General features: G+C 41.3%; 26 protein-coding genes. 5 read left to right on the top strand and 21 right to left on the bottom strand.

Annotation, left to right across the window (positions count from 1 at the left end):
• Positions 1-11 precede the first annotated feature (11 nt).
• Together der and AR334_RS15330 are read right to left on the bottom strand one after the other, a co-directional pair.
• On the bottom strand, positions 12-1322 hold the full coding sequence (gene der / locus AR334_RS15335; RefSeq protein ID WP_066312844.1) for a ribosome biogenesis GTPase Der: 1311 nt from the start codon (positions 1320-1322) through the stop codon (positions 12-14).
• 162 nt (positions 1323-1484) lie between these two features.
• Complete coding sequence (locus AR334_RS15330; RefSeq protein WP_066312842.1) at positions 1485-2093, bottom strand: hypothetical protein; 609 nt, start codon at positions 2091-2093, stop codon at positions 1485-1487.
• Between the two features lie 105 nt (positions 2094-2198).
• On the opposite strand from AR334_RS15330, the gene AR334_RS28975 reads away from it, so the two are divergent.
• Positions 2199-2345 (top strand): YpzI family protein, encoded by a 147-nt coding sequence (locus AR334_RS28975; RefSeq protein WP_082692959.1) that lies wholly within the window; start codon positions 2199-2201, stop codon positions 2343-2345.
• 35 nt (positions 2346-2380) lie between these two features.
• Here AR334_RS28975 and fni read toward each other — a convergent pair whose 3' ends face one another.
• The 14 genes from fni to AR334_RS15260 form a co-directional block, all read right to left on the bottom strand.
• Entirely contained in the window at positions 2381-3439 is a 1059-nt protein-coding gene (gene fni, locus AR334_RS15325) for a type 2 isopentenyl-diphosphate Delta-isomerase (protein WP_066312840.1), read from the bottom strand.
• Positions 3440-3451: 12 nt separating this feature from the next.
• Positions 3452-4591 (bottom strand): 30S ribosomal protein S1, encoded by a 1140-nt coding sequence (gene rpsA / locus AR334_RS15320; RefSeq protein WP_066312838.1) that lies wholly within the window; start codon positions 4589-4591, stop codon positions 3452-3454.
• 119 nt (positions 4592-4710) lie between these two features.
• Positions 4711-5292, bottom strand: coding sequence for a 1-acyl-sn-glycerol-3-phosphate acyltransferase (locus AR334_RS15315; RefSeq protein WP_066312835.1), 582 nt, complete (start codon positions 5290-5292; stop codon positions 4711-4713).
• On the bottom strand, positions 5289-5969 hold the full coding sequence (cmk, locus tag AR334_RS15310) for a (d)CMP kinase (RefSeq protein ID WP_066312832.1): 681 nt from the start codon (positions 5967-5969) through the stop codon (positions 5289-5291). Before cmk ends, AR334_RS15315 begins: the two co-directional genes overlap by 4 nt.
• Positions 5970-6141: 172 nt before the next feature.
• Positions 6142-6321 carry a DUF5359 family protein gene (locus AR334_RS15305; protein ID WP_066313881.1) on the bottom strand — a complete coding sequence of 60 codons (180 nt, stop codon included), beginning with the start codon at positions 6319-6321 and terminating at the stop codon, positions 6142-6144.
• 97 nt (positions 6322-6418) lie between these two features.
• Positions 6419-7768: a germination protein YpeB gene (gene ypeB, locus AR334_RS15300; RefSeq protein ID WP_066312829.1), complete on the bottom strand. Its 1350-nt coding sequence runs from the start codon at positions 7766-7768 to the stop codon at positions 6419-6421.
• Between the two features lie 12 nt (positions 7769-7780).
• On the bottom strand, positions 7781-8461 hold the full coding sequence (gene sleB, locus AR334_RS15295; RefSeq protein WP_253701309.1) for a spore cortex-lytic enzyme: 681 nt from the start codon (positions 8459-8461) through the stop codon (positions 7781-7783).
• 169 nt (positions 8462-8630) lie between these two features.
• Entirely contained in the window at positions 8631-9320 is a 690-nt protein-coding gene (prsW, locus tag AR334_RS15290) for a glutamic-type intramembrane protease PrsW (protein WP_066312827.1), read from the bottom strand.
• An 82-nt stretch (positions 9321-9402) separates the two neighbouring features.
• Positions 9403-10359: an asparaginase gene (locus tag AR334_RS15285; protein ID WP_066312821.1), complete on the bottom strand. Its 957-nt coding sequence runs from the start codon at positions 10357-10359 to the stop codon at positions 9403-9405.
• Between the two features lie 3 nt (positions 10360-10362).
• Positions 10363-11337 (bottom strand): YpdA family putative bacillithiol disulfide reductase, encoded by a 975-nt coding sequence (locus tag AR334_RS15280; protein ID WP_066312818.1) that lies wholly within the window; start codon positions 11335-11337, stop codon positions 10363-10365.
• A gap of 80 nt (positions 11338-11417) precedes the next feature.
• A complete protein-coding gene (locus AR334_RS15275) occupies positions 11418-12695 on the bottom strand; it encodes a Glu/Leu/Phe/Val dehydrogenase (protein ID WP_066312816.1) in 1278 nt (425 codons plus the stop codon).
• A gap of 244 nt (positions 12696-12939) precedes the next feature.
• Complete coding sequence (locus AR334_RS15270; protein ID WP_066312807.1) at positions 12940-13521, bottom strand: genetic competence negative regulator; 582 nt, start codon at positions 13519-13521, stop codon at positions 12940-12942.
• 87 nt (positions 13522-13608) lie between these two features.
• Positions 13609-14376 (bottom strand): metallophosphoesterase, encoded by a 768-nt coding sequence (locus AR334_RS15265; protein ID WP_066312805.1) that lies wholly within the window; start codon positions 14374-14376, stop codon positions 13609-13611.
• A 137-nt stretch (positions 14377-14513) separates the two neighbouring features.
• Complete coding sequence (locus AR334_RS15260; protein ID WP_066312803.1) at positions 14514-15146, bottom strand: CBS domain-containing protein; 633 nt, start codon at positions 15144-15146, stop codon at positions 14514-14516.
• A gap of 144 nt (positions 15147-15290) precedes the next feature.
• On the opposite strand from AR334_RS15260, the gene AR334_RS15255 reads away from it, so the two are divergent.
• From AR334_RS15255 to AR334_RS15245, 3 genes are read left to right on the top strand one after another with little or no spacing between them, the layout of a single operon-like run.
• Positions 15291-15521, top strand: coding sequence for a spore coat associated protein CotJA (locus AR334_RS15255; protein ID WP_066312799.1), 231 nt, complete (start codon positions 15291-15293; stop codon positions 15519-15521).
• On the top strand, positions 15518-15778 hold the full coding sequence (locus AR334_RS15250) for a spore coat protein CotJB (RefSeq protein WP_066312796.1): 261 nt from the start codon (positions 15518-15520) through the stop codon (positions 15776-15778). The genes AR334_RS15255 and AR334_RS15250 overlap by 4 nt, the downstream gene beginning before the upstream one ends.
• A gap of 34 nt (positions 15779-15812) precedes the next feature.
• The gene (locus AR334_RS15245; RefSeq protein ID WP_066312793.1) at positions 15813-16382 is read left to right on the top strand and encodes a manganese catalase family protein; all 570 of its coding nucleotides are present in this window, start codon (positions 15813-15815) and stop codon (positions 16380-16382) included.
• 37 nt (positions 16383-16419) lie between these two features.
• On the opposite strand, the gene AR334_RS15240 is transcribed toward AR334_RS15245, so the two are convergent.
• From AR334_RS15240 to AR334_RS15220, 5 genes are all read right to left on the bottom strand, one after another.
• Positions 16420-16875 (bottom strand): DUF2663 family protein, encoded by a 456-nt coding sequence (locus tag AR334_RS15240; protein WP_066312790.1) that lies wholly within the window; start codon positions 16873-16875, stop codon positions 16420-16422.
• 99 nt (positions 16876-16974) lie between these two features.
• On the bottom strand, positions 16975-17691 hold the full coding sequence (locus AR334_RS15235) for a LysM peptidoglycan-binding domain-containing protein (RefSeq protein WP_066312787.1): 717 nt from the start codon (positions 17689-17691) through the stop codon (positions 16975-16977).
• Positions 17684-18295: a CPBP family intramembrane glutamic endopeptidase gene (locus AR334_RS15230; RefSeq protein WP_066312784.1), complete on the bottom strand. Its 612-nt coding sequence runs from the start codon at positions 18293-18295 to the stop codon at positions 17684-17686. The genes AR334_RS15235 and AR334_RS15230 overlap by 8 nt, the downstream gene beginning before the upstream one ends.
• The gene (locus AR334_RS15225; RefSeq protein WP_066312783.1) at positions 18292-19797 is read right to left on the bottom strand and encodes an ATP-dependent DNA helicase RecQ; all 1506 of its coding nucleotides are present in this window, start codon (positions 19795-19797) and stop codon (positions 18292-18294) included. The genes AR334_RS15230 and AR334_RS15225 overlap by 4 nt, the downstream gene beginning before the upstream one ends.
• The gene (locus tag AR334_RS15220) at positions 19788-20834 is read right to left on the bottom strand and encodes a helix-turn-helix domain-containing protein (RefSeq protein WP_066312781.1); all 1047 of its coding nucleotides are present in this window, start codon (positions 20832-20834) and stop codon (positions 19788-19790) included. The genes AR334_RS15225 and AR334_RS15220 overlap by 10 nt, the downstream gene beginning before the upstream one ends.
• Positions 20835-21069: 235 nt before the next feature.
• On the opposite strand from AR334_RS15220, the gene AR334_RS15215 reads away from it, so the two are divergent.
• On the top strand, positions 21070-21318 hold the full coding sequence (locus AR334_RS15215) for a ferredoxin (protein ID WP_042355233.1): 249 nt from the start codon (positions 21070-21072) through the stop codon (positions 21316-21318).
• Positions 21319-21371 lie beyond the last annotated feature (53 nt).

The raw sequence follows: 21371 nt of genomic DNA, 5'->3' as shown, positions 1-21371 counted from the left end.
CCGCCTTTAGCTTATTTTCTTTCCCTTGCATATATTCTAATTGGTGTTCCTTCAAATCCAAATGCATCCCTGATTCGATTTTCAAGAAACCGCTCGTAAGAAAAATGAAGCAATTCCGGCTCATTTACAAAAATTACAAAGGTAGGAGGCTTGACCGCTACTTGGGTAGCGTAATAGATTTTCAAGCGTCTGCCTTTATCGGTCGGAGTTGGGTTCATCGCGACCGCATCCATAATAATGTCATTCAGGACACTTGTTTCAACCCGCATCGAGTGACTCTCGCTGGCCATATTGATCATTGGTAGCAATGTATGAATGCGTTTCTTTGTCTTGGCCGACAAATATACGATCGGCGCATAAGATAGGAATTTAAAATGATCACGAATTTTCTCTTCGAACTCCTTCATGGTCTTTTCATCTTTTTCGATGGCATCCCATTTATTCACCACAATGACGACGGCACGCCCCGCCTCGTGGGCATAACCAGCAATATTTTTGTCCTGTTCAATAATTCCCTCTTCGGCATTGATGACAACTAAAACCACATCGGAGCGCTCAATCGCCCTAAGGGCTCGGAGGACGCTATATTTTTCGGTGCTCTCATAAACCTTGCCTTTTTTTCTGATTCCTGCTGTATCGATAATGACATATTTATCCCCATTGTATGTATAAGGAGAATCAATGGCGTCACGGGTTGTCCCAGCGATGTTGCTGACAATCACCCTTTCTTCACCCAATATGGCGTTGACAAGTGAGGATTTCCCCACATTTGGCCGGCCGATTAAAGAGAACTTAATGACATCATCATCATAATCTGCCTGATTATTTTTCGGAAAATGCTTTGCCGCCTCGTCCAATAAATCACCAAGTCCAAGCCCATGGGATCCGGAAATTGGGATTGGCTCCCCAAATCCAAGCGCATAAAAATCGTAGATGTTCTCGCGCATTTCCGGATTATCAATCTTATTTACTCCGAGTACAATCGGTTTTTTCGATTTATACAAGATTTTTGCCACTTCTTCATCCGCTGCCGTGACACCTTCGCGGCCGTTTGTCAAAAAGATGATCACATCCGCCTCATCAATCGCCACTTCAGCTTGCTGTCTGATTTGCTCCAAAAACGGCTCATCGCCAAGGTCAATGCCGCCCGTATCAATAATATTGAATTCATGGGTCAGCCATTCTCCTGAACTGTATATCCTGTCGCGGGTTACCCCCGGAATATCCTCGACAATCGAAATTCGCTCTCCGACAATTCGGTTGAAAATTGTCGATTTTCCAACATTCGGTCTTCCAACAATGGCAATAACGGGTTTTACCATTCTGATCGCCATCCTTTCTCTTCTATATTACACATTAATATTATATTTTCCTTCAAAATTAATCTTTTATGAAGAAAGAAACCCTTCCATTGGTAAGAAGGGCCTACATTATATCTTAGCAAAAGTTATTCCTTTCCTGCAACGGAAAGGAATAGAATTGTGTTAAGAGGATTTTTGTTTTGTTTTTTCTGAAAAATGAAAATGTTGCTGAAGGACTGCTCCAGCATTTTCAAGAAAGCTCCAGCTCGCGATAATCGCAACAATGAGTGCGCATACATCCAGAAACGCCAGGGTCCCGACTTGATAGGGCATATGGATGGATTGGAGTGTATAGGCATACATAAACTCACCTTGTACCAATCCACAAACGACAATTAAAAGCCTTCCCTTTAAGGTCTTTTGCAATAATAGGCTCAGATAACCTATAACAATTCCCATCATCCATTCCCTGTTAATAATCATCCAAATCGGGTCAAAAATTTCAAATAATTGGATTGTTACATAGGCAATCGAAACGATCAACGAACAAATGCAAAGATAAAAAATAGTTCCCCTTTTTTCCTGACTTAAAATGGTATATGAAAATAATAGCAATAGCAATCCGCTTACAAAAATATCAAATGGGCCAATAATAAAATGGCTTGTTGAAAAGATAATAACAAGAAGAACCATTACGGCCAGTTTGAGACGATATGGGTGATTTTTTTGCAAAAAAAAGGTAAGGTAAACCCAATATATCCAAAACGTCCAATAGAACACTGCCCCTTCCAACCGACACACCTCCAATCTTTATCATTATTGGTAATTTGCAGGGTTTCATACTTCCTGGAATAATATTTCCTTCGGGAATCATCTTATAAACAGGAGGTGTGGATAATGGGAAGAGACCGCCAGGAGAAAAAATTGAAAGCAACCCGCCGTGTGGCGTCTGATCGGGATCAGGCACTGCATTATGATGGCGCAACCAAGCTTTCCGGCCCAGATGAAGCAAGGGGATTAAATGATGGGAAGGACGACTACTAAACACCATGCAAAAAGCTCCTGCGAAGGCAGGAGCTTTATTTGATCGAGCGCTGGCTATATTTTTTTGTATCAATTCCCCGCTCTTGTAACCAATGATGTGTATCACCAGAAATAACCAGCGGGGCCTGCTTTAATTGGGCAATTGTTTTAGCCCCAAGCGCAGTCATGATCATGGAGATTTCTTCATGCAGCGTATGAATTTCTTCAACTACAGATTCGATTCCTTCTTCGACAAGAATTCTCAAGAAATAACCAGCAATCCCGACAGCATCGGCGCCTAATGCCAGACCTTTGACAATGTCATGACCATCCTTGAAACCTCCCGAACCCACGATCGAGATATCTGCTGAAACCGAGGATGCTTCGATAAGGGAGACCGGTGTGGGAATGCCCCAATCAGTAAAAAAAGATAGGGCTTTTTCCCGGCGCTTATTCTCTATTTCCGCAAAATTTGTTCCACCAAATCCGCCGACATCCACTACGGATACTCCCGCGGATGCGAGCTGTTGAACTGTTTCTTTTGACATGCCGAAACCAACTTCCTTCACGATCAGCGGAACAGGAAGCTCTTTTGCCAGAGTCTCAATTCTATTTAAGGCATGGGTAAAATCACGGTCCCCTTCAGGCATGGTCAGCTCCTGAATGACATTTAAATGAATCTGTAGGGCATTTGCCTCTATGATTTCAATGGCCGCCTTGGCTTGATCAAGAGTTGCCTCGCTGCCAAGATTAGCAATCACGATTCCCGACGGATTTTCCTTTCGTACCACTTCATAGGTGTATCTCTGCGACCGATCCTTCAGTGCTGCCATTTGTGAACCGACAGCCATTGCCACACCTGTTTCTTTGGCTACTTTTGCCAGTCCCTGATTAATTTGGTACGTTTTCTCACCGCCGCCACCTGTCATCGCATTGATAAAAATTGGCGAACTTAAATAAAGTCCGCCAATGGAATGATCTAATCGAACATCGGATACACTGCAATTTGGTAAGCTTTGGTGAACAAGTTTGATGTCATCTAAAGCTGTATTCCGTTTTGGCCCATTTTCAACAGCAAAGCGAATATGGTCCCATTTCCGTTTCGATCTCGACAAGATATATCACCGTTATTTTCCTAGATTCTTTAATTTATCCCCTATGACTTCACCAAGCTGGAACCCTTTTGATTCCTCAGGAAGTTCATAGTCATGAGTTTCTTCAGCCTCTTTTTCAAGAAGCTCTTTAATGCTTAGCGATAGACGCTGATCGTTTTCATTTGCATCTAATACCTTAACTTTTACTTCTTGTCCTTCTTTCAACACTTCATGAGGCGTTGCGATATGCTTATGGGCAATCTGGGAAATATGAACAAGACCTTCCACTCCAGGGAAAACTTCTACAAATGCCCCGTAAGAAACCAATCGTTTAACTGTACCAGTCAATTCGCTGCCTTTAGGTGCCTTTTCTGAAATATTTGCCCATGGTCCAGGAAGAGTTTCTTTGATGGATAAAGAAATTCTTTCATTATCACGGTCAACACTTAGGACCTTTACCTGTACCTTTTGGCCTTCTTGAACAACGTCAGTTGGTTTGCTCACATGCTCGTGCGATAATTGGGAAATATGAACAAGTCCATCAATTCCACCAATATCAACGAATGCACCGAAATCGGTAATTCTTTGCACAGTACCTTCAATGACCTGGCCAGCCTTTAGTTCATCGAGGCGGTTAAATTTCTGTTTTTCCTTTTCTTCCTCGACAACGGCGCGGTGAGAAAGGATTACACGATTCTTTTCCTTGTCAAGCTCGACAATTTTAAAGGAAAGTGTACGGCCTTTGTAATCGCTGAAATCTTCGACAAAATGAGATTCAACAAGTGAAGCAGGAACAAAGCCGCGGACACCAAGGTCAACCACAAGACCGCCCTTTACGACATCTTTTACCTCAGTTTCGAATACCTCTCCGCTCTGGAATTTTTGTTCCAGGCTTTCCCAGGCTTTTTCTGCATCAACTTTTCGTTTTGAGAGAATCAATGCCTCTTCCTCAACCTTCAATACTTCCAGTTCCAATTCATCGCCTTCTGCCACAGCATCGGATGCTTTTTCAATGTGCAGGCTGGATAGCTCGCTAATTGGAATGATTCCGTCAAGTTTACTGTCTTGAATATTGACAAGAACCTGCTTTTCTTCCACTTTTGTAACTTGTCCAGTAACTTTGTCGCCCACTTCAAAGGTTTTGACTTCTACTTGATTTAATTCCTCAGACATATGTAATCCTCCTTAATCCATTGACTCGCATAATCTATATTTATCTATAAATTCTGATTAGCAAAAAAAGAATCTCATTTATTAAGTTCTTATAAATAGTGAATTTTGTCAAGCAGAACCTATCGATACTCTTTAATAAGTTTATGAATTTCCGACATAATTAATTCAGTCACTTCTTCGGCGGAAGCTTTGGCAGCTCTAAGCGCGTCCATATTAATCGGCTTTCCATAAACTACTTTTAATTTTTGTAAATTTTTATAAGGGCCAATAACGGCACATGGAACGACGGCGCAATTCGTTTTGAGGGCAAAGAAACCGGCCCCGGCCAAACCTTTGCCAAGCTCTCCTGTATTACTTCTTGTTCCTTCCGGGAATAGCCCTAACACATTCCCTTCCCTGAGGACGCTCATGCCCATTCTTAATGCTTCTCTGTCGCTCATTCCCCGTTTAACAGGAAACGCATTGCACTTTCTGACGATTCCCCCTAAAATAGGGACACGAAAAATTTCCTCCTTGGCCATAAAATGAACCGGCCTCTTCATATTAATCCCGACAACAATCGGATCGAAATTATGAATGTGATTGGAGCAGAGCAGAACTCCACCTTCTTTAGGAATGTTCTCCTCACCAATTGCTTCAATCCGATACCACGGTTTAAAAACGGCGGAAGCCACTGATCTTGCAAAAGAATAAAACGTCACACTTTTCCAATCCTTTCGTATGCCAGCTCCAAAATCCTTTCGACTACATCAGGAATTGTCATTGAAGTTGTGTCGATTTCAATTGCGTTTTCGGCTTTTTTCAGCGGGGCTACTTCTCGTTCAGAGTCAATTTTATCCCGTCTGGCAATATCCAGTTTCAATTTTTCAAGATCGGAAGGAAAGCCCTTTTGGAGATTCTCGGTATGTCTTCTCATGGCACGTTCTTCAACGCTTGCCAGCAGGAACACTTTAACCTCCGCATTCGGCAGGACATGGGTTCCAATGTCACGTCCGTCCATGACCACTCCGCCACCTGTGGCAAACTCTTGCTGACGTCTGACCATTTCCTCCCGAACCTGCTGATGTTTGGAAACAATCGAGACGGAATTGGTTACATCGGCAGAGCGGATTTCACTTGTTACATCGTGGCCGTTTAAAAATACTAATTGTCCGTTTTCCGAGGGATAAAGTTCAATTTTAGTGGAGAACAGGCAGGTTGATAACGCCGCTTCATCCTCGAGATTGAGATGATCCGCAATTGCTTTATAAGTCAAGGCCCTATACATGGCACCTGTGTCGATATAAATGTAACCCAGACTTTCTGCCACAATTTTGGCTACGGTACTTTTCCCCGCTGCCGCCGGGCCATCAATTGCGATTGAGATTTTCTTGTTCATAAATCCTCCTAATACTATGAATGTCGCATAAGCTGTCTACTGTTTATTTTACCATAAGATCACACAAACTCTCTTAATTTTATGTTTTTAATTAATAAAAATAAAGCAGGGATCCCTGCTTTTTGCCTGTCTCTGCTCCAGCGCTGTGAACATGGCGCTTTCGCTTTTCTAGTTAATTTCCTTGAAAGGTCTGAAGTATTTCTGTCAAGGTATTTTCATTTACCCCTTCATATTTTGTGAGTTGGTTTAGTTCCGGCCAAACATCTAGTTGATGAAAAAAGAATTGAGAAAATAATAAGAATAAAAGTTGAATGATAATAACCTTGATTAACAATCGTTCCATAATTTTCATCCGCTTCACCCCGGCAAAAATATTATTCCTATTATTGGAAACTAGAGTATCTTTTATTCTTTCAGAATATGGAACAAGGGAAAGCGAATGCTTTCCCTTAAAGAACATCTTCGTACATTTTTTCCGCGTCTTTCAATTTCTCTACTTCTTCTTCAACGCCGGTTTTTGCATTAATGAAAATTCGGTACGTATCGTCACCCAATGTCCCGAGGAATTCATAACATAGCACTTCCTCATTTAAATCGTTGATAATCATCGCCTGGCGATCTTCCATTACCTTTAGATTCGGATTGACCTTGCCTCGCGCTTCCTCCAATGTAATGGCCGGTTTTTCGATTTCCCTAGTTTGGAACGATTTTAAATACTCTTCCGCCGACACCCCAACAATGTCCCCATTGTCTAAAGCAACCTTTACCTTTACAGCTTCGGGGTAAATTCTGATGCCATTGATATTGGTAACGAAATTGAAGACTCCGATATTGTCATATTGGGTGCTTTCAAATACCTCTAGATTTTTAAATCCGGTTTCTTTTAGAAAGGCCAATGCTTTATTGGTGGCGTCATTTAAACTGATTTTTTGCTGTGAAACCTCACGATTGTTGATAAACCAAATCGGATGACCAGCTTTTTTTGTAATGTCCATACTGGCTTCTTGGTTGGTTTGTTTATTGCGGACCGATACACTATAAAAACCATAATCGGAGCCCTTGCCATTTTTCGTCACTTTTACCTCGGCATTGCCATCAAATTTCATGTATTTCTTGGCAATGTTAATGGCTTCATTTTTGGAAATGGTTTTTCCTTTTATCTTTTTGAAATTTTCATCCTTTTTTTGAAGGTTCGCAAATGTGACACCTTGATCCGATTCCTCATAGCCGGTTACCGTTTTCTCAACTGTTTTAAAACCATCAATAATTGTATTGTCGGTCGTTTCCTTCCCAGAAGCAAGGGCAAGCTCTACATCCATCCACCGCAAATTATTCTTTAATACCATGTGTTGAACTTTTCTTAGTTCATTCTGAATTTCACCAGATTGAGTGTAGAGTTTTTTTAAGGTTTCATATTCCTGGTCGGATAACGGATCCTTATTCAAATCTCTAGCGGCTGTTCGATAGGAAAAATTGCCGATATTCGCTAGAAATTCCTCTGTCTTGTTGAATGGCAATAACGTTAATGGCAATTGCCCGACATCACTATGGGCTTGGGAAGTGAGACGCCATACTTCAAGTAACGAAGGAGACAGGGATTCCCTGGAATTCATCGCCAAAGTGGTGCCGATTTTATCATTTAATAAATCCATGCGATAGGTTAAATTGTGGAATGCCCGCTGATAATTATTTTCCGCGTTTAACAAGACGGCATTTTTATCCTGGTGCTCCTGATAGCCCCAATATGCCGTTCCCGCTACCGCAATGGCGAGAACGCCTAGTAATATTCCTCTAATCAATTTGCTTCACCTCTACTTACAAAAAATATGTTGTCCAATTTTCTTGATTTGCGGTCTTGACCATATCCAACTGCTTGTAGCGGTTGCCGGATTAAAGTAGTACAGCGCTTCACCGGTCGGATCCCAGCCATTAATGGCATCTATAACCGCTTTTTTGGATGTTTCATTAGGCGTCAGCCAAATCTGTCCATCTGCTACAGCCGTAAATGCTCCTGGCTCAAAGATGACTCCCGAAACAGTATTTGGGAATGAGGAGCTGTTAACGCGGTTCAAAATGACGGCAGCAACCGCTACCTGGCCAATATATGGCTCACCCCTTGATTCACCGTGAACCGCATTCGCCATTAAACGGATATCATTTTGTGAAAAACCCTTTGGTGTATTGGATGCACTTGGCTTTGGAGCAGTCGCTTTTGGCGGCTGTGCTTTGGCCGCTCCACCTTGACCCGCACCTCCATATTTAGGAGTTGCCTTCACCAGTTTTGACTTCGTAGCTTGTCCGGCCAACCCATCAATCGGCAGGCCAAATTCGTATTGAAAATTTCGTAATGCCCAATAGGTCCGCCAGCCGAACGCACCATCAACGTTTCCCGTGTAAAAGCCCAGATGCTTCAGCCTTCCTTGCAATTCAATTACATCATCGCCAACTGCCCCTTGTTGAATGACCTGATTGGAAAAGGCATGGCCCGTCATTGGGTTCACGATATGGAATGTTCCCAGCAAAAAACAAAGCAGGACGAAAGATCTTATAAGGATTCTTTTCTTATGCATGAAATAATACCCCCAAAGTCAATCATTTTTACAGTAATCCTATTTTTTGCCACGAAGTTGATTTTATTCCCAAAAAAGAAAAAACCCTCCATTACGAATGGAGAGTTTCATGAATCGCATATTGTTTTTTCAAATGATTGGCACTGAGTATTTTGGCCTTTTTCACCTTTCTTAACCCTAACCACCATAGAAAGATCATAAACGGAAAAATGATATATAACCAATGTTCCAGAGATAACAGGATAAAATCATAGGAACCATGTAAAACTACCGGCAGAAATAACGACAAGGTCACCCATTTGGCTTTATTCCCTTCGGTAAACTTGGCTTTTCCAATGTAAAAGCCCATAATCACGCCAAACAGGGCATGGCTGGAGACCGGCAATAACGCCCTAGCCATCGCGTGTTGGATTCCGTTGGCAATTAAATAAAAGATATTTTCAACCGTGGCAAACCCCAATGATACGGCTACCCCATAAACAATGCCATCAAACGGTTCATCAAATTCCACATGCTGGTAGACCACATAAAAGAGGATAAACCATTTAAAGAATTCCTCGAGAAGACCTGTACTTAAGAAAGCATCCACAAGATGGGAAGAAAGCAAATGCTCTGTTTCAAGGACATGCTGGATAAACATGATGGGAAATACCAGCAGCGCCCCGTACATAAACGTGCGAAGCACAAAGGAAATTGGCTCTGAGTCATATTCATCTTTTAAATAAAAATAACTTAACAAGGCCAGGCCAGGTGCAATTCCGGCAGATAATATTCCCAGCATGACAAACCTCTTTTCAAATCCGTTTCTTATATAGTAACACGGGAGTCTCCAATTGAAAACCAGCCCGGAGGCTGGTCTGTGATTAAAATTTAATTGTCTCCAAACCGGCCGCTAGAGCAACGGCTAGCTTAATTCTTGCTTTTTTGGCGTCATTGTCACTGCCAAGAATGACTCCTTTTTTATATAAATCATAGGCACTGCCCTCATAATCGTAGGTAGTATAAACAGAACCTTCCTCAGCACTTGTCGTGATGACCAATTTAATTCCGGCTTTCATCGCTTCCTCAATTTCTGCCATCATTTTTGGAGCAACCTGTCCGCGTCCGACCCCTTCAAGGACAATTCCTTTCACTCCGGCTTCCCTGGCAGTCTTAATAAACTTGCCGTCTGCTCCAATATAGCATTTAATAATGTCAACATGGGGTACTGGCCTTACTATGTCAAAATGCTCCCGTTTAATTGGTTTCTGATAAATTTGAACCTCGTCGTTGTCAATAATCCCCAGATAGCCAAAGCCAAAAACATCAAATCCTTGAATATTGGAAGCATGCTCTTTTTTCACGTACCGCGCCGCAAAAATTCGCTCATTAAACACCACAACGGTTCCGGCATCGTGCAAATCACGGGAACAAGCGGAATAAATGGCATGCCTCAGGTTGATATAGACATCACTACCTAAATCCTCCGGGGACCGTTGCGAACCTGTAACCACCACCGGTCTGGAATCATTAATCGTTAAATCAAGGAAATAAGCAGTTTCTTCCATTGTATCGGTTCCATGGGTAACGACCACGCCGCAAACTGTATCATCTTTATAGTAATGTTCAATTTTGGACTTTAAGACGACTAAATCCTCAAAGGTAATATGAATACTGGCTTTTTGAAAGACAGATTCGACAATAACCTCAATGTCATTCGGTAATTGGCACATTGCGGCAAGTTCTTCACCCGTCAAGGCCCCGGAAGCCAATTTCCCGGAATCCTTATTCGGCTTGCTAGCAATTGTTCCGCCTGTAGTCAGCAATACCACTTTTTTCATCGTTTATTCTCCCTTTTGCTCTTTCGCCAAGATGGAACCAGCAATGAGCCCGCCATGGAACCTGCCATTTTCAATAAAAATCTCATTGGCATTGTTTCCGGCCGCAATCACCCCGGCAATATAAATGCCGTCCACATTAGTCTCCATTGTTTCCGAATTGAGTACCGGTCTTCCCGACTCCGCATCAATGTCAACACCCATATTTTTCAAGAACTGATGGTCAGGATGATACCCTGTCATTGCAAATACAAAATCATTCTCTATGGTGATTTCATTTCCGTCTTTCAAATAAATTACCTTATCCTCCGTTATTTCCTTTAAATGTGCATTAAACTCCATTTTAATGACATTGTTTCGGACCAACGATTCAAATTCGGGCAGAATCCATGGTTTGATGCTTGGAGAATATTCCTTTCCACGATAAAGAACGGTGACTCTTGCGTTTGCTTTGACGAGTTCTAGAGCCGCATCCACACTGGAGTTTTTCCCGCCGATGACACAAACATCTTTATCGAAGTAAGGATGAGCCTCCTTAAAATAGTGAAAAACCTTCGGAAGGTCCTCACCCGGAACATTCATATAATTCGGATTGTCATAGTATCCGGTCGCAATGATGACGTACCTGGCATTATAGCTATTTTTGTTCGTCACCACTTCAAAAAAAGTCCCCTGATTCGAAACTTTAAGAACCTTTTCAAAGGCATTTACCCTAAGCCGCTTTCGCTTGGCAACTTCGCGGTAATAAACAAGGGCCTGATTCCGTTTTGGTTTATAGTTATCTGTTACAAATGGGACATCGCCAATTTCCAACTTTTCGCTGGTGCTAAAAAATGTTTGATGGGTCGGATAATGATAAATAGAATTAACGATATTCCCCTTTTCAATGATTAACGGTTTTTTCCCAATTTCCTGTAAGGCGATTGCCGCTGCCATGCCACAGGGACCGCCGCCGATGATTATAATCTCTTCTGATCGCACTTTTCTTTACACTTCCTTAACAGAAAAACTCCTATCCTGTTTATGATAGGAGTTTTTTTATTATTTTTCAATAAAAGTAATTAAATCCAACCTCTGAAACGGCTTGCTTCGGCCATTTTTCGAACACCGACCATATAGGCGGCCAGGCGCATGTCGACACGGCGAGTTTGAGCTGTATCATAAATGTTTTTAAATGATTTAACCATAACCTTTTCCAGCTTTTCTTCCACTTCTTCTTCGGACCAATAATAACCTTGGTTATTTTGAACCCATTCAAAATAAGAAACAGTTACTCCACCCGCAGACGCCAGCACGTCCGGAACAAGGAGAATTCCGCGTTCTGTCAGAATCTCGGTTGCCTCAAGGGTTGTCGGGCCGTTCGCAGCCTCAACCACAATTTGTGCCCTGATATTATGGGCATTTTCTTCCGTAATCTGGTTCTCGATTGCTGCCGGAACAAGTATATCACAATCAAGTTCAAGCAGCTCTTTATTGGTGATGGTGTTGTTAAACAATTTCGTAACAGTTCCAAAGCTATCCCGTCTATCTAACAGGTAGTCAATATCGAGTCCATTTGGATCATAAAGGGCACCGTAGGCATCTGAAATACCGATTACCTTCGCACCTGCATCATGCATAAATTTTGATAGATAACTTCCGGCATTTCCGAATCCTTGCACAACCACTCTTGCACCTTCAATAGAAATGCCTCTCTTTTTCGCAGCCTCACGTATACAAATGGTTACGCCTTTTGCAGTTGCCGATTCACGGCCATGTGATCCGCCTAGAACAAGCGGCTTGCCTGTAATAAAACCAGGAGAATTAAATTCATCTATACGGCTGTATTCATCCATCATCCATGCCATAATTTGCGAATTAGTGAATACATCCGGAGCAGGTATATCTTTAGTCGGTCCAACAATTTGGCTGATAGCCCGTACATATCCTCGGCTCAATCTCTCAAGCTCTCTAAATGACATGTCACGTGGGTCACAAACAATGCCCCCCTTACCGCCTCCATATGGAAGGTCAACGATACCGCATTTTAAACTCATCCAAATCGAAAGGGCCTTGACTTCAGTCTCGGTCACACCAGGATGGAACCGAATTCCGCCTTTCGTAGGGCCCACGGCATCGTTATGTTGGGCACGATACCCAGTAAATATTTTAACAGAACCGTCATCCATTCGGACGGGAATTTTAACTGTCATCATCCGTAATGGCTCTTTTAAGAGCTCGTATACTTCTTCAGGATAACCTAATTTTTCAAGGGCTTTATGAATGACAGTCTGTGTTGATTTTAACACATCATGTGTTGCCCCCTGATTCGTTTTCTCAGCACCTTTATCGGCTACCATTAGTAAACCTCCTATGAATCACTTTTACGAATGTTGTCCGCTTTCAGTCACAAGTATACACCTTTACTTAATTAATGCAAGAAGAAAAAACCGTTTTCACCACATTAAACTATTAATATGTAACCGTTACCATTGGCTTTATTGCTGATCATTTTCTTCTTTCACTTCCTTATGGCCAAACTACTCCCCCTACAATGAGAAGAAGCGGCTTGGCCCCTCCTTTTAATGAAGTATGAATTTTTAGTTAATCAAAATACTGAAGAATCCTGCTAATTGCTTTCTCTTTTATGATTAATTTGCCATACTCAGCAAGTACAAATCGACTAAGGATAGAGGCATTCCCATATTCCGAGAGCATTGAGGCAATGATAGATGTCTTATCGGCTTCTAATTCATTCATCAAAAGATAGTACAGACCGTTCATCGAATAAATGCTTCCTTCATTTATGTTTAAGGGGCCGAGCCTTTTGGACAGCTGAATCAGGTCTTCGAAATCCTCAAATTCATACAAAAGTTCCCGGGATGCTCCGACACTGACTTGCATTTCAATGATTCCCTCATCCAATATCTCTTCATCTTCTTTTACTTCGTTTACTGTAATGATCATGATGATACCTTGAGCATACAGCGAGAAAACCTCTACGGCTACCGAGCCTCTAATATCAACATCAAATTCATCACTTGCTTCTTCAAGCATATCATGAAAGAGTTGATTCCATTTCCCTGAATCCTTCCAGATATCTTCGTTGGAAAGACCTCTTTCAAACAAATCATCAGAGGTAAGAAATATTTTTATTTTGTTTGCTGCCAAGCGTTCTAAGCGCATGTTTTTGCCCCCTGCTTATGATAACTCTTGGTTTAGAGTATGAAAGCAGGGCTGGGTTTGTGAATTGTCTTCCCTCGCCAAACTATCCTATCCCCGTCTAAGTGTAATCATGTGGCACTCAGCAGGGGCCCCAAGCCTTAATGGGATGGCCGTTGTTCCGTAACCATTGCTTACAAGCAGTGTTGTATTTATAAGCTTTTCAATTCCACCCCGTTTATATGGTCCATATCCAAAAATACGAATTTGACCTCCGTGAGTATGTCCGCTTAACACCAATCGAATCCCATGCTCAGGCAAAATTTTGTTGATGATGCTGGGGTAATGACTGATCAAGATTTTAAAGCTTTCTGCAGTTGCCCCCTTTAGCGCAAGGTCTAGTCTATCCTGATTTTGATTCATTTCTTTTACACCCAGTAAACTTATAGTATCCCCAGCATTGGACTGAAGCACAATGGCCCTGTTGTCCAATATGGTTATTTGCAGATCCTTCATTAGCGACGTTAGTTTATTGCTGTCAATTTCATAGTCATTATTGCCCCAAACAAAATATATCGGAGCAATTTCCTTTAATTTCTGCAAATTTATCTTCACACGTTGAATGGGGACTCCTTTTTCTGCAAGGTCCCCGCCAATAATGACCAGGTTTGCTTTGCCTTTGGCATAAGAAATGATCTTATCCGAGACAGTCCGCTTATGAATATCCGAAATAAAAAAAATGTTGAGCTCCCCGAACGATGACGGAAAGTCGGAAAAACACAACTCATTCCATGTCACTTTATTTTGAAAAGCTTCCTTTATCATGTACAGTAAAAGGCCTGCCCCAATTAACATCAGGATAACGAAATAAACTAACATTCCCTTTGCCCCTTTAAATTTAAAAATAATACCGAAATCATATCATAAATTATGTTATTACATAAAAAAAAAGCCCAATAATATGAGCATAGAAAATCCCTCCCATATCAACGTATGAGAGGGATACCCTTATTTCCCTAGTCTTCTTGGATACTTAAGACCCTGAAACCGTGTTCTTCAAGCTTTTTGACAAATTTATCGATATTATCCTTCTTCTCAATCTTCATCACAATCCTGCGGACGAGTTTATCGGTTTCATCAAACGTGACAAGCGAAATAATATGCTCATGAAAGTGATGGGCAATTTCCGATAATCGGGCAATGCGTCCTTCCGTCTCAACCGATGTAAACGCAATCCTGACACCAGGGCGATTGACTCCGAAAGCACTCTCAAACTGTCCCAACACATCGGACCGAGTAACGACACCAAGAAATGTTTTATTTTCATCAACCACCGCCAATAACGGGAAGTCCTTTAAATCGAGCATTGTCTTTTCAAATAACTCTGCACCCTTTAAATACTTATCTTGATGGACGGCGATATCTTTTACACTTGTAGCAGTCAAATAGTCTTCTTTTGATTGATTGGAGTTGAAAAAGTTCAGGTAGATATTATATCTTGTGACAACACCGAGATACTTGTCCCCAGCAAGAACCGGAATCCCGTCGATTTGGTTAGCCTCCAATTTTTCCAGCGCCGCCTTTATCGTTTCATTTTCTTGCGCTGTTATGCATTCATGCTTTGGTATCATAATATTTTTGACAAACATTTCCCATCACCTCAAATGATAATCCTTCCTCCTTATTATAATTCTATACGGGTAGTAAAAAACCTTTAATATATTAAAGAATTATGTCATGTCTGAAAATATATTTCATAAGATTAATTGATGTTGAATAAAGGGAGGGATTCTATGCACACACATTTAAAAACCTGGCACCCTTATGCTAGCCCGTTTGACCCTTGCAAGCCTATGCTTGAAAAGACATATTCCACGCCACCTCATCTATACATGGGTTTTCAACCGCCAAATCTGCCACAATTCACGCCTCTCGAGGCTCTTAAAGCGGGGACACTCTGGAAAGCTTTCTATGACCCTTGGTATTCTCCTTACGAGCCAAAAAGAGGAGGGGAACAGGAATGAAGCAGGTGCCAGCCGAGTATTATCAATTGATGGAACAGCTTCAGGCAGTTGATTTTGTCCTTGTTGAACTCACCCTTTATCTCGATACCCACAACGACGATCTTGAAGCCATTAATCAGTTTAATCATTATGCCAAGGAAAGAAAACGGTTAAAAAAGGCATTTGAAAGTCAATTCGGACCATTGCAGCAATTCGGGAACAGCTATTCCGGCTACCCATGGAACTGGGACGACACGCCATGGCCTTGGCAAGTATAGACAGGAGGATATCATTAAAGGAGGGAAAAGGCTCATGTGGTTATACGAAAAAAAACTGCAATATCCAGTTAGAGTGAGTTCATGCAATCCGATGCTGGCCAAATTCTTAATTGAACAGTATGGCGGCGCCGATGGTGAGCTTGCCGCCGCACTTCGCTATTTAAACCAGCGTTATACGATTCCTGATAAAGTAATCGGTCTGTTAACGGATATCGGAACAGAGGAGTTTGCCCACTTGGAAATGATTGCAACCATGGTGTATAAACTCACGAAAGACGCCACACCTGAGCAAATGAAAGCAGCAGGCCTCGGGGGCCATTATGCCGACCATGACAAAGCATTGTTTTACCATAATGCTGCCGGAGTACCTTTTACCGCGACTTATATCCAGGCCAAGGGCGATCCAATCACCGACCTTTACGAGGATATCGCCGCAGAGGAAAAAGCAAGAGCCACATACCAATGGATCATTAATATGAGCGATGATCCGGATTTAAATGACGGCTTGCGGTTTTTGCGCGAACGGGAAATTATTCACTCCCAGCGCTTCCGTGAAGCTGTTGAAATATTGAAGGATGAAAGGGGTAAGAAGAAAATATTTTGATTGTCTATTAGAAGCAGCCAAACGGTCTGCTTCTTATTTATTTGTTTTCGTGGTAAAGGTTAATATCATAATGTTTTTTCATCAATTCAAAAACATGATGGCGGTTTTTCCAATCGTCTTCCCTTTTCCATAAATCCTTGCTTTTATCGACAATTTCCTTCCTTAATTCCTGATACTCCTTTTCCTTTTTATCTTTCTGCTGTTTTAACACATTCATGGCCCCGTAGCCAATGAGCGTCAATGCAAACATGTAAACAGTCAGCGAATCATTAAGCGCGGCAGAAAACATCGAGAAAAAAGAGTAGGAATACTGCTTCGCGATCGTAAAATAGAAATGCCCAAAAAAGATGAACGCAAAAATAAGCGTGAGATAGATTGATAAAAAATGTCGTTTCTCTGCAATGTCGAACTTTTCCTTCCGCTTTCTCACATTTTCAAGCATTTGCTTTGTTGCTTCATCTGTATGGTTTAGTGACCGGATTGGAACATCCATATTTATCCCTCCACTTCTCCGTATATATTTATGAACTTGTCCTAAGGAATATGAATTTGCCGTAAAAAAAACCGGCCTTGAAAAGGTCGGCTCGGTAATTTAACGCGGGATTTTTAGAACCTGGCCAACGTAAATATCCTCACTTTTGAGGCCATTGGCTTTCTTGATTGTTTCCATCCCTTTCTGGCTATTATAATATTTCATCGCCAGCCTGAATAATGTTTCCTTAGGCTGAACTTTATGGTAAATGACACTTTGGCTTTTTGGCGGATTGGTTGTTGCAGTATTTGTTGTTTGTGTCTGCGGCGGCGGGCTGTTTTTATCGGTAGGAACTCCACTGACTGGCTCCGTCTCATTACTTGTACTCTGCACTTCCGGTGCATTATCATTCGTATCGGCAGGCTGGGAATCGGTTGTGTTTTCTTCCGCTTTTTCTTCTTCCTGAATTTCCTGCTCAACATCGGCCTGAACCGGCTCCACATCTTCAGCTTTATTCACTTCTTCCGATTTTGTTTTTTCAAGATTAATAGTTTCATAGTTGACAGAATCTGTGCTTGCTGGTCGTGATGCGGGACCTTTTTTACCATCAAGATAGGAAATAGCACTAAAGATGATCACCGGCAAAAGAATAAAAAATAATACCAAGATTCGAATGACCGGATATTTCAGCTTCCACTTCACTTTGGCTTTTTTTTCACGATGAAGCTGCTCCCTTGGCGGCAGTTCATCACTGGACACTTCAATTGATTCATTAATTTTCTCAATCCGTCTTTTTAATCGTTCTGCTTGTTCTCTGTATGGTTCTTCTCTATTCAAAAGGCTCAGCTCCTTCCCAAGGGTCAATCATTTTCGTATGTCTAAAGTTTATATAAATCCCCAATAGAAAATCTATGACAAAATGCATCATCATCGTTACTGCAAGATTGTCAGTCCATTCATATATCACGCCAATGACAAAACTGAGTGTGACAATGTTGGTAAATAAAAACCAATTAAACAGATAACGATAATGAATCATGGCAAAAATCAAACTGGCAAAAATAAGGCCAACCTTGGTCTGGATGACCCCGCGGAACAATAGTTCTTCACTAAAAGCAACAAAAGCAGCAATGAACAGGATATGAAGAGTTTTACGGTTCTTAAATATCCGTTCATTTAATCCGCCATCGTCATAATAGTGAGCAGGAAGCCATCTCATCAGGATAATATCGAGCAGAACGACCGCTAAGCCGGCTGGGATGCCAATTATGACAATACTCTTGTCATGTAAGCGAATTTGATTTAAAAAGGAAAAATGGTCAAAGAAAATCAATCCCAAAATGAATGAAACCACTAGCAGGATAATTTGCGTCATATATAAATGGAATAAAAGTTCTTTATCCGATAAACTTTTAATTAGTTCATTGTATTTTTGTTTCATTCCCTCAACCCACTGTTGATTAAAATTTTGGCAAGATATTGATTCCAGGTCACTTCACTAGGTTTACTCTTGAAATGACCGCTTACTTTAAAAAATTGATTGAGCTGTACTCCACAGCGGTCACAGCAAGGCTGAACCTGATCGGATAAGATTTCCCCAAAATAGTTTAAGAGACGCTCCCTCCGGCAAGAAGCCGAATCAAGCCATTGCTTCAATTGAAAAATATTTGTTTTCTTGGTGGCCAGCCTGCCAGCGACAAATTCCTTAATAGATTTACTTATTTGTTGCATGGGGATCGTCCGGTGCATTTGATGGATTAATTCTTCAAGGAATCGCCATTGAACATCGTTAAAACCCCCTTGCTCCTTTAAATCCTTATGGAGTCGAAGCTGTTCATTCAATACCAGTGGTTCCTCGGCAATATTAGCGAACAACCAGTCAATTTGATGTTCCGAAGGCAATTCACCCTCAGCTAGCTGCAATGGAAGAAGCTCATCTCCGGGAGAGTATAACAAAATAGCTACACTCTGATAGCCATCACGACCAGCTCTGCCAATTTCCTGCAGATAAGATTCTATTTGCATCGGCATGTGATAGTGAATGACAAAGCGAATATTTTCCTTATTAATTCCCATCCCAAAAGCGCTTGTTGCACAGATGACTTCAAGCTGGTTATGGATAAATTGTTCTTGGATTAACACCCTGGTACTAGGGTCCATTCCTCCGTGATAATAACCTGCCTGACATATGTCTTTTTCGACGAGCAAGGCGGCCATTTGTTCTGCTGCTTTTTTGCTGGTGAAATAAATCACGCCTGGCTTTTCCAGTTGTTGAACCAAATCCAGTATTCTGCCTTCCTTTTCATGATAGTCTGCAAGTTCTTCAATGCAGATAGCAATATTGGGCCTGTCAACGGATGATTCCACCTTTTTTACCTCATCCAAACCCAAGGAATGAATAATGTCTTCCCGCACCTTATAAGTAGCAGTTGCCGTCAGCGCCAAGGTCAAGGGATTTCCTAATACACTGCGGATTTCTCCTAACTTTGAATAATCGGGACGAAAATCAAAGCCCCACTGGGAGATGCAATGGGCCTCATCCACGACAAACATGGAAAGCTTAAGCTTTCCCAGGATTCCCAGAATATAAGGAATCCGCAGCATTTCTGGCGAAATAAATATAAATTTATATTTGTTTATGTGGCGCAGAACTTGATTTTTTTCCTCCAAAGTCAGGAAGGAATTTAACGCGACAACCCGCTTTTCGCCATATCGCTTAAATTGCTCCACTTGGTCCTGCATAAGCGAAAGCAACGGGGATACTATTAAAACATGCCCGTCTAGCATATATCCCGGAAGTTGATAGCATAGTGATTTCCCAGTTCCGGTTGGAAGCATGGCCAATGTATGGCACCCAGACAATAGAGAGGAAATGACTTCTTTTTGTCCGGTCTTAAAAGAATGAAAACCAAAATGTTTTAATAAGAGATCTTCTAATTCCATGATTGCTCACCATATTTCGCCAGCACTAATCTAATTTGAAAATAACTGGCTTTTTTCACCTTGTCCTTAATTACCTTTAGCTGTCTCGTCCCTTGTTGACGGGATGTATCCAATATTTGGGTCTGCAGTTCATGATCTACATATTCATCGATCTGGAAATGATTAATATTTAAGGCAAATTCGACAAGATGATCCTCTATTGTACTTACCTTCAGTCGTCTTATACTGGCAATCTCCTCAGGGGAATACCCCTGTAACAAAAGGTTCCAGGTTTTTCTAGCGGATAGGGTTAACTCTTCATTTTCGGTAAATCCTTGAATTAAATAAGCTAGTAAAGGAAACTGCTTATAATTGTTTTTTATATTTTGAATCATATAGTGCAATGTATTCGTAAATTCAAGATGATAATCGAGAGCTTCCAGATTCATTTTCTTAGCCGCTTGCTCTGCCGTTAAGCCAATTTGCTGAAATCCGGTTAACCGAAACACAATGACTGACGGATTAATTCCGTCTGCATTACAAAAGCATTTCGTCAATTCGTTGTATAATTTCCGGCCCATTTCCCTTTTAGAGATCGAGGAGTCTTTTATAACCGTTTTCACCCATGAATGAACGGCCTGATTTTTTTGGATTGGAATATAATTCGTCTCGCCATATTCCAGATGAGACGCAACCTGAACCAGCAAGGTTAACCGCTCCCAAACCGGTCCTGTGATCTGGTGATAGTCCCACCCATTAATAAAGAGTGGTAATCGATTATTTTGTAAAGGGGACTCGCCCAATGAGGCAGGGACAAATCGCTGGCCCCCACAGTCAATGATCAGGTTATTTTGCAGCATGGCAGCAATTTTCCTCTCAAAGAGCTCCCTTGTTAACGGCTCCAAGATACCGAAAAATTGTTTAAGAGAAAATAAATGGGCATCTTGTATAGTCTGTGATGACTTTTTTCCTTTAAGAAGGTGAAAAATAGAATAAATGGTTCTTTCATTCTTAATGCTTTGTAAACAATGCAAAATAATTAATTCTATATGCAGCATTGGCGCCACCACTTTTCAAATCGACAAATTCCCTTTTATTTTAACACGAAATGACGCTATTGGCTGTCCCAAATTGTAGAAGTTTCAGAAATAACCAATTCTAAAGGTCCAGAGGCATTTTTTCTATTGAAAAGTTATCGGTTCAGTCTTACAATAGATATGGGAAAAACGTTTTCTCACAAGTGAGAAAATGAGCAACAATAATTCTTGTTATTCACTGGGAGGTATTTTTTTCATGGCAAAGTATACGATTGTTGATAAGGAAACATGTATCGCTTGTGGTGCATGCGGCGCGGCTGCTCCGGATATTTATGATTACGATGATGAGGGTATTGCCTTTGTAACCCTTGACGATAACGAAGGAATCGTCGAAATTCCGGATGTATTAATTGACGACATGATGGACGCATTCGAAGGCTGCCCAACTGATTCGATTAAAGTTGCTGATGAGCCATTTGATGGCAACCCAACTAAATTCGAATAATTTCTTTTTAAAAATTATATGCTTAAGCTACTGAAATCCCCGTCTTTGGTAAG

Origin of the sequence: Bacillus sp. FJAT-29814 (genome assembly GCF_001510715.1) — a bacterium.
In the GTDB taxonomy this organism is placed as follows: domain Bacteria; phylum Bacillota; class Bacilli; order Bacillales; family Cytobacillaceae; genus Neobacillus.
The sequence above is the reverse complement of the archived record's forward strand: the minus strand, read 5'-3'. Positions and strand labels throughout refer to the sequence as shown.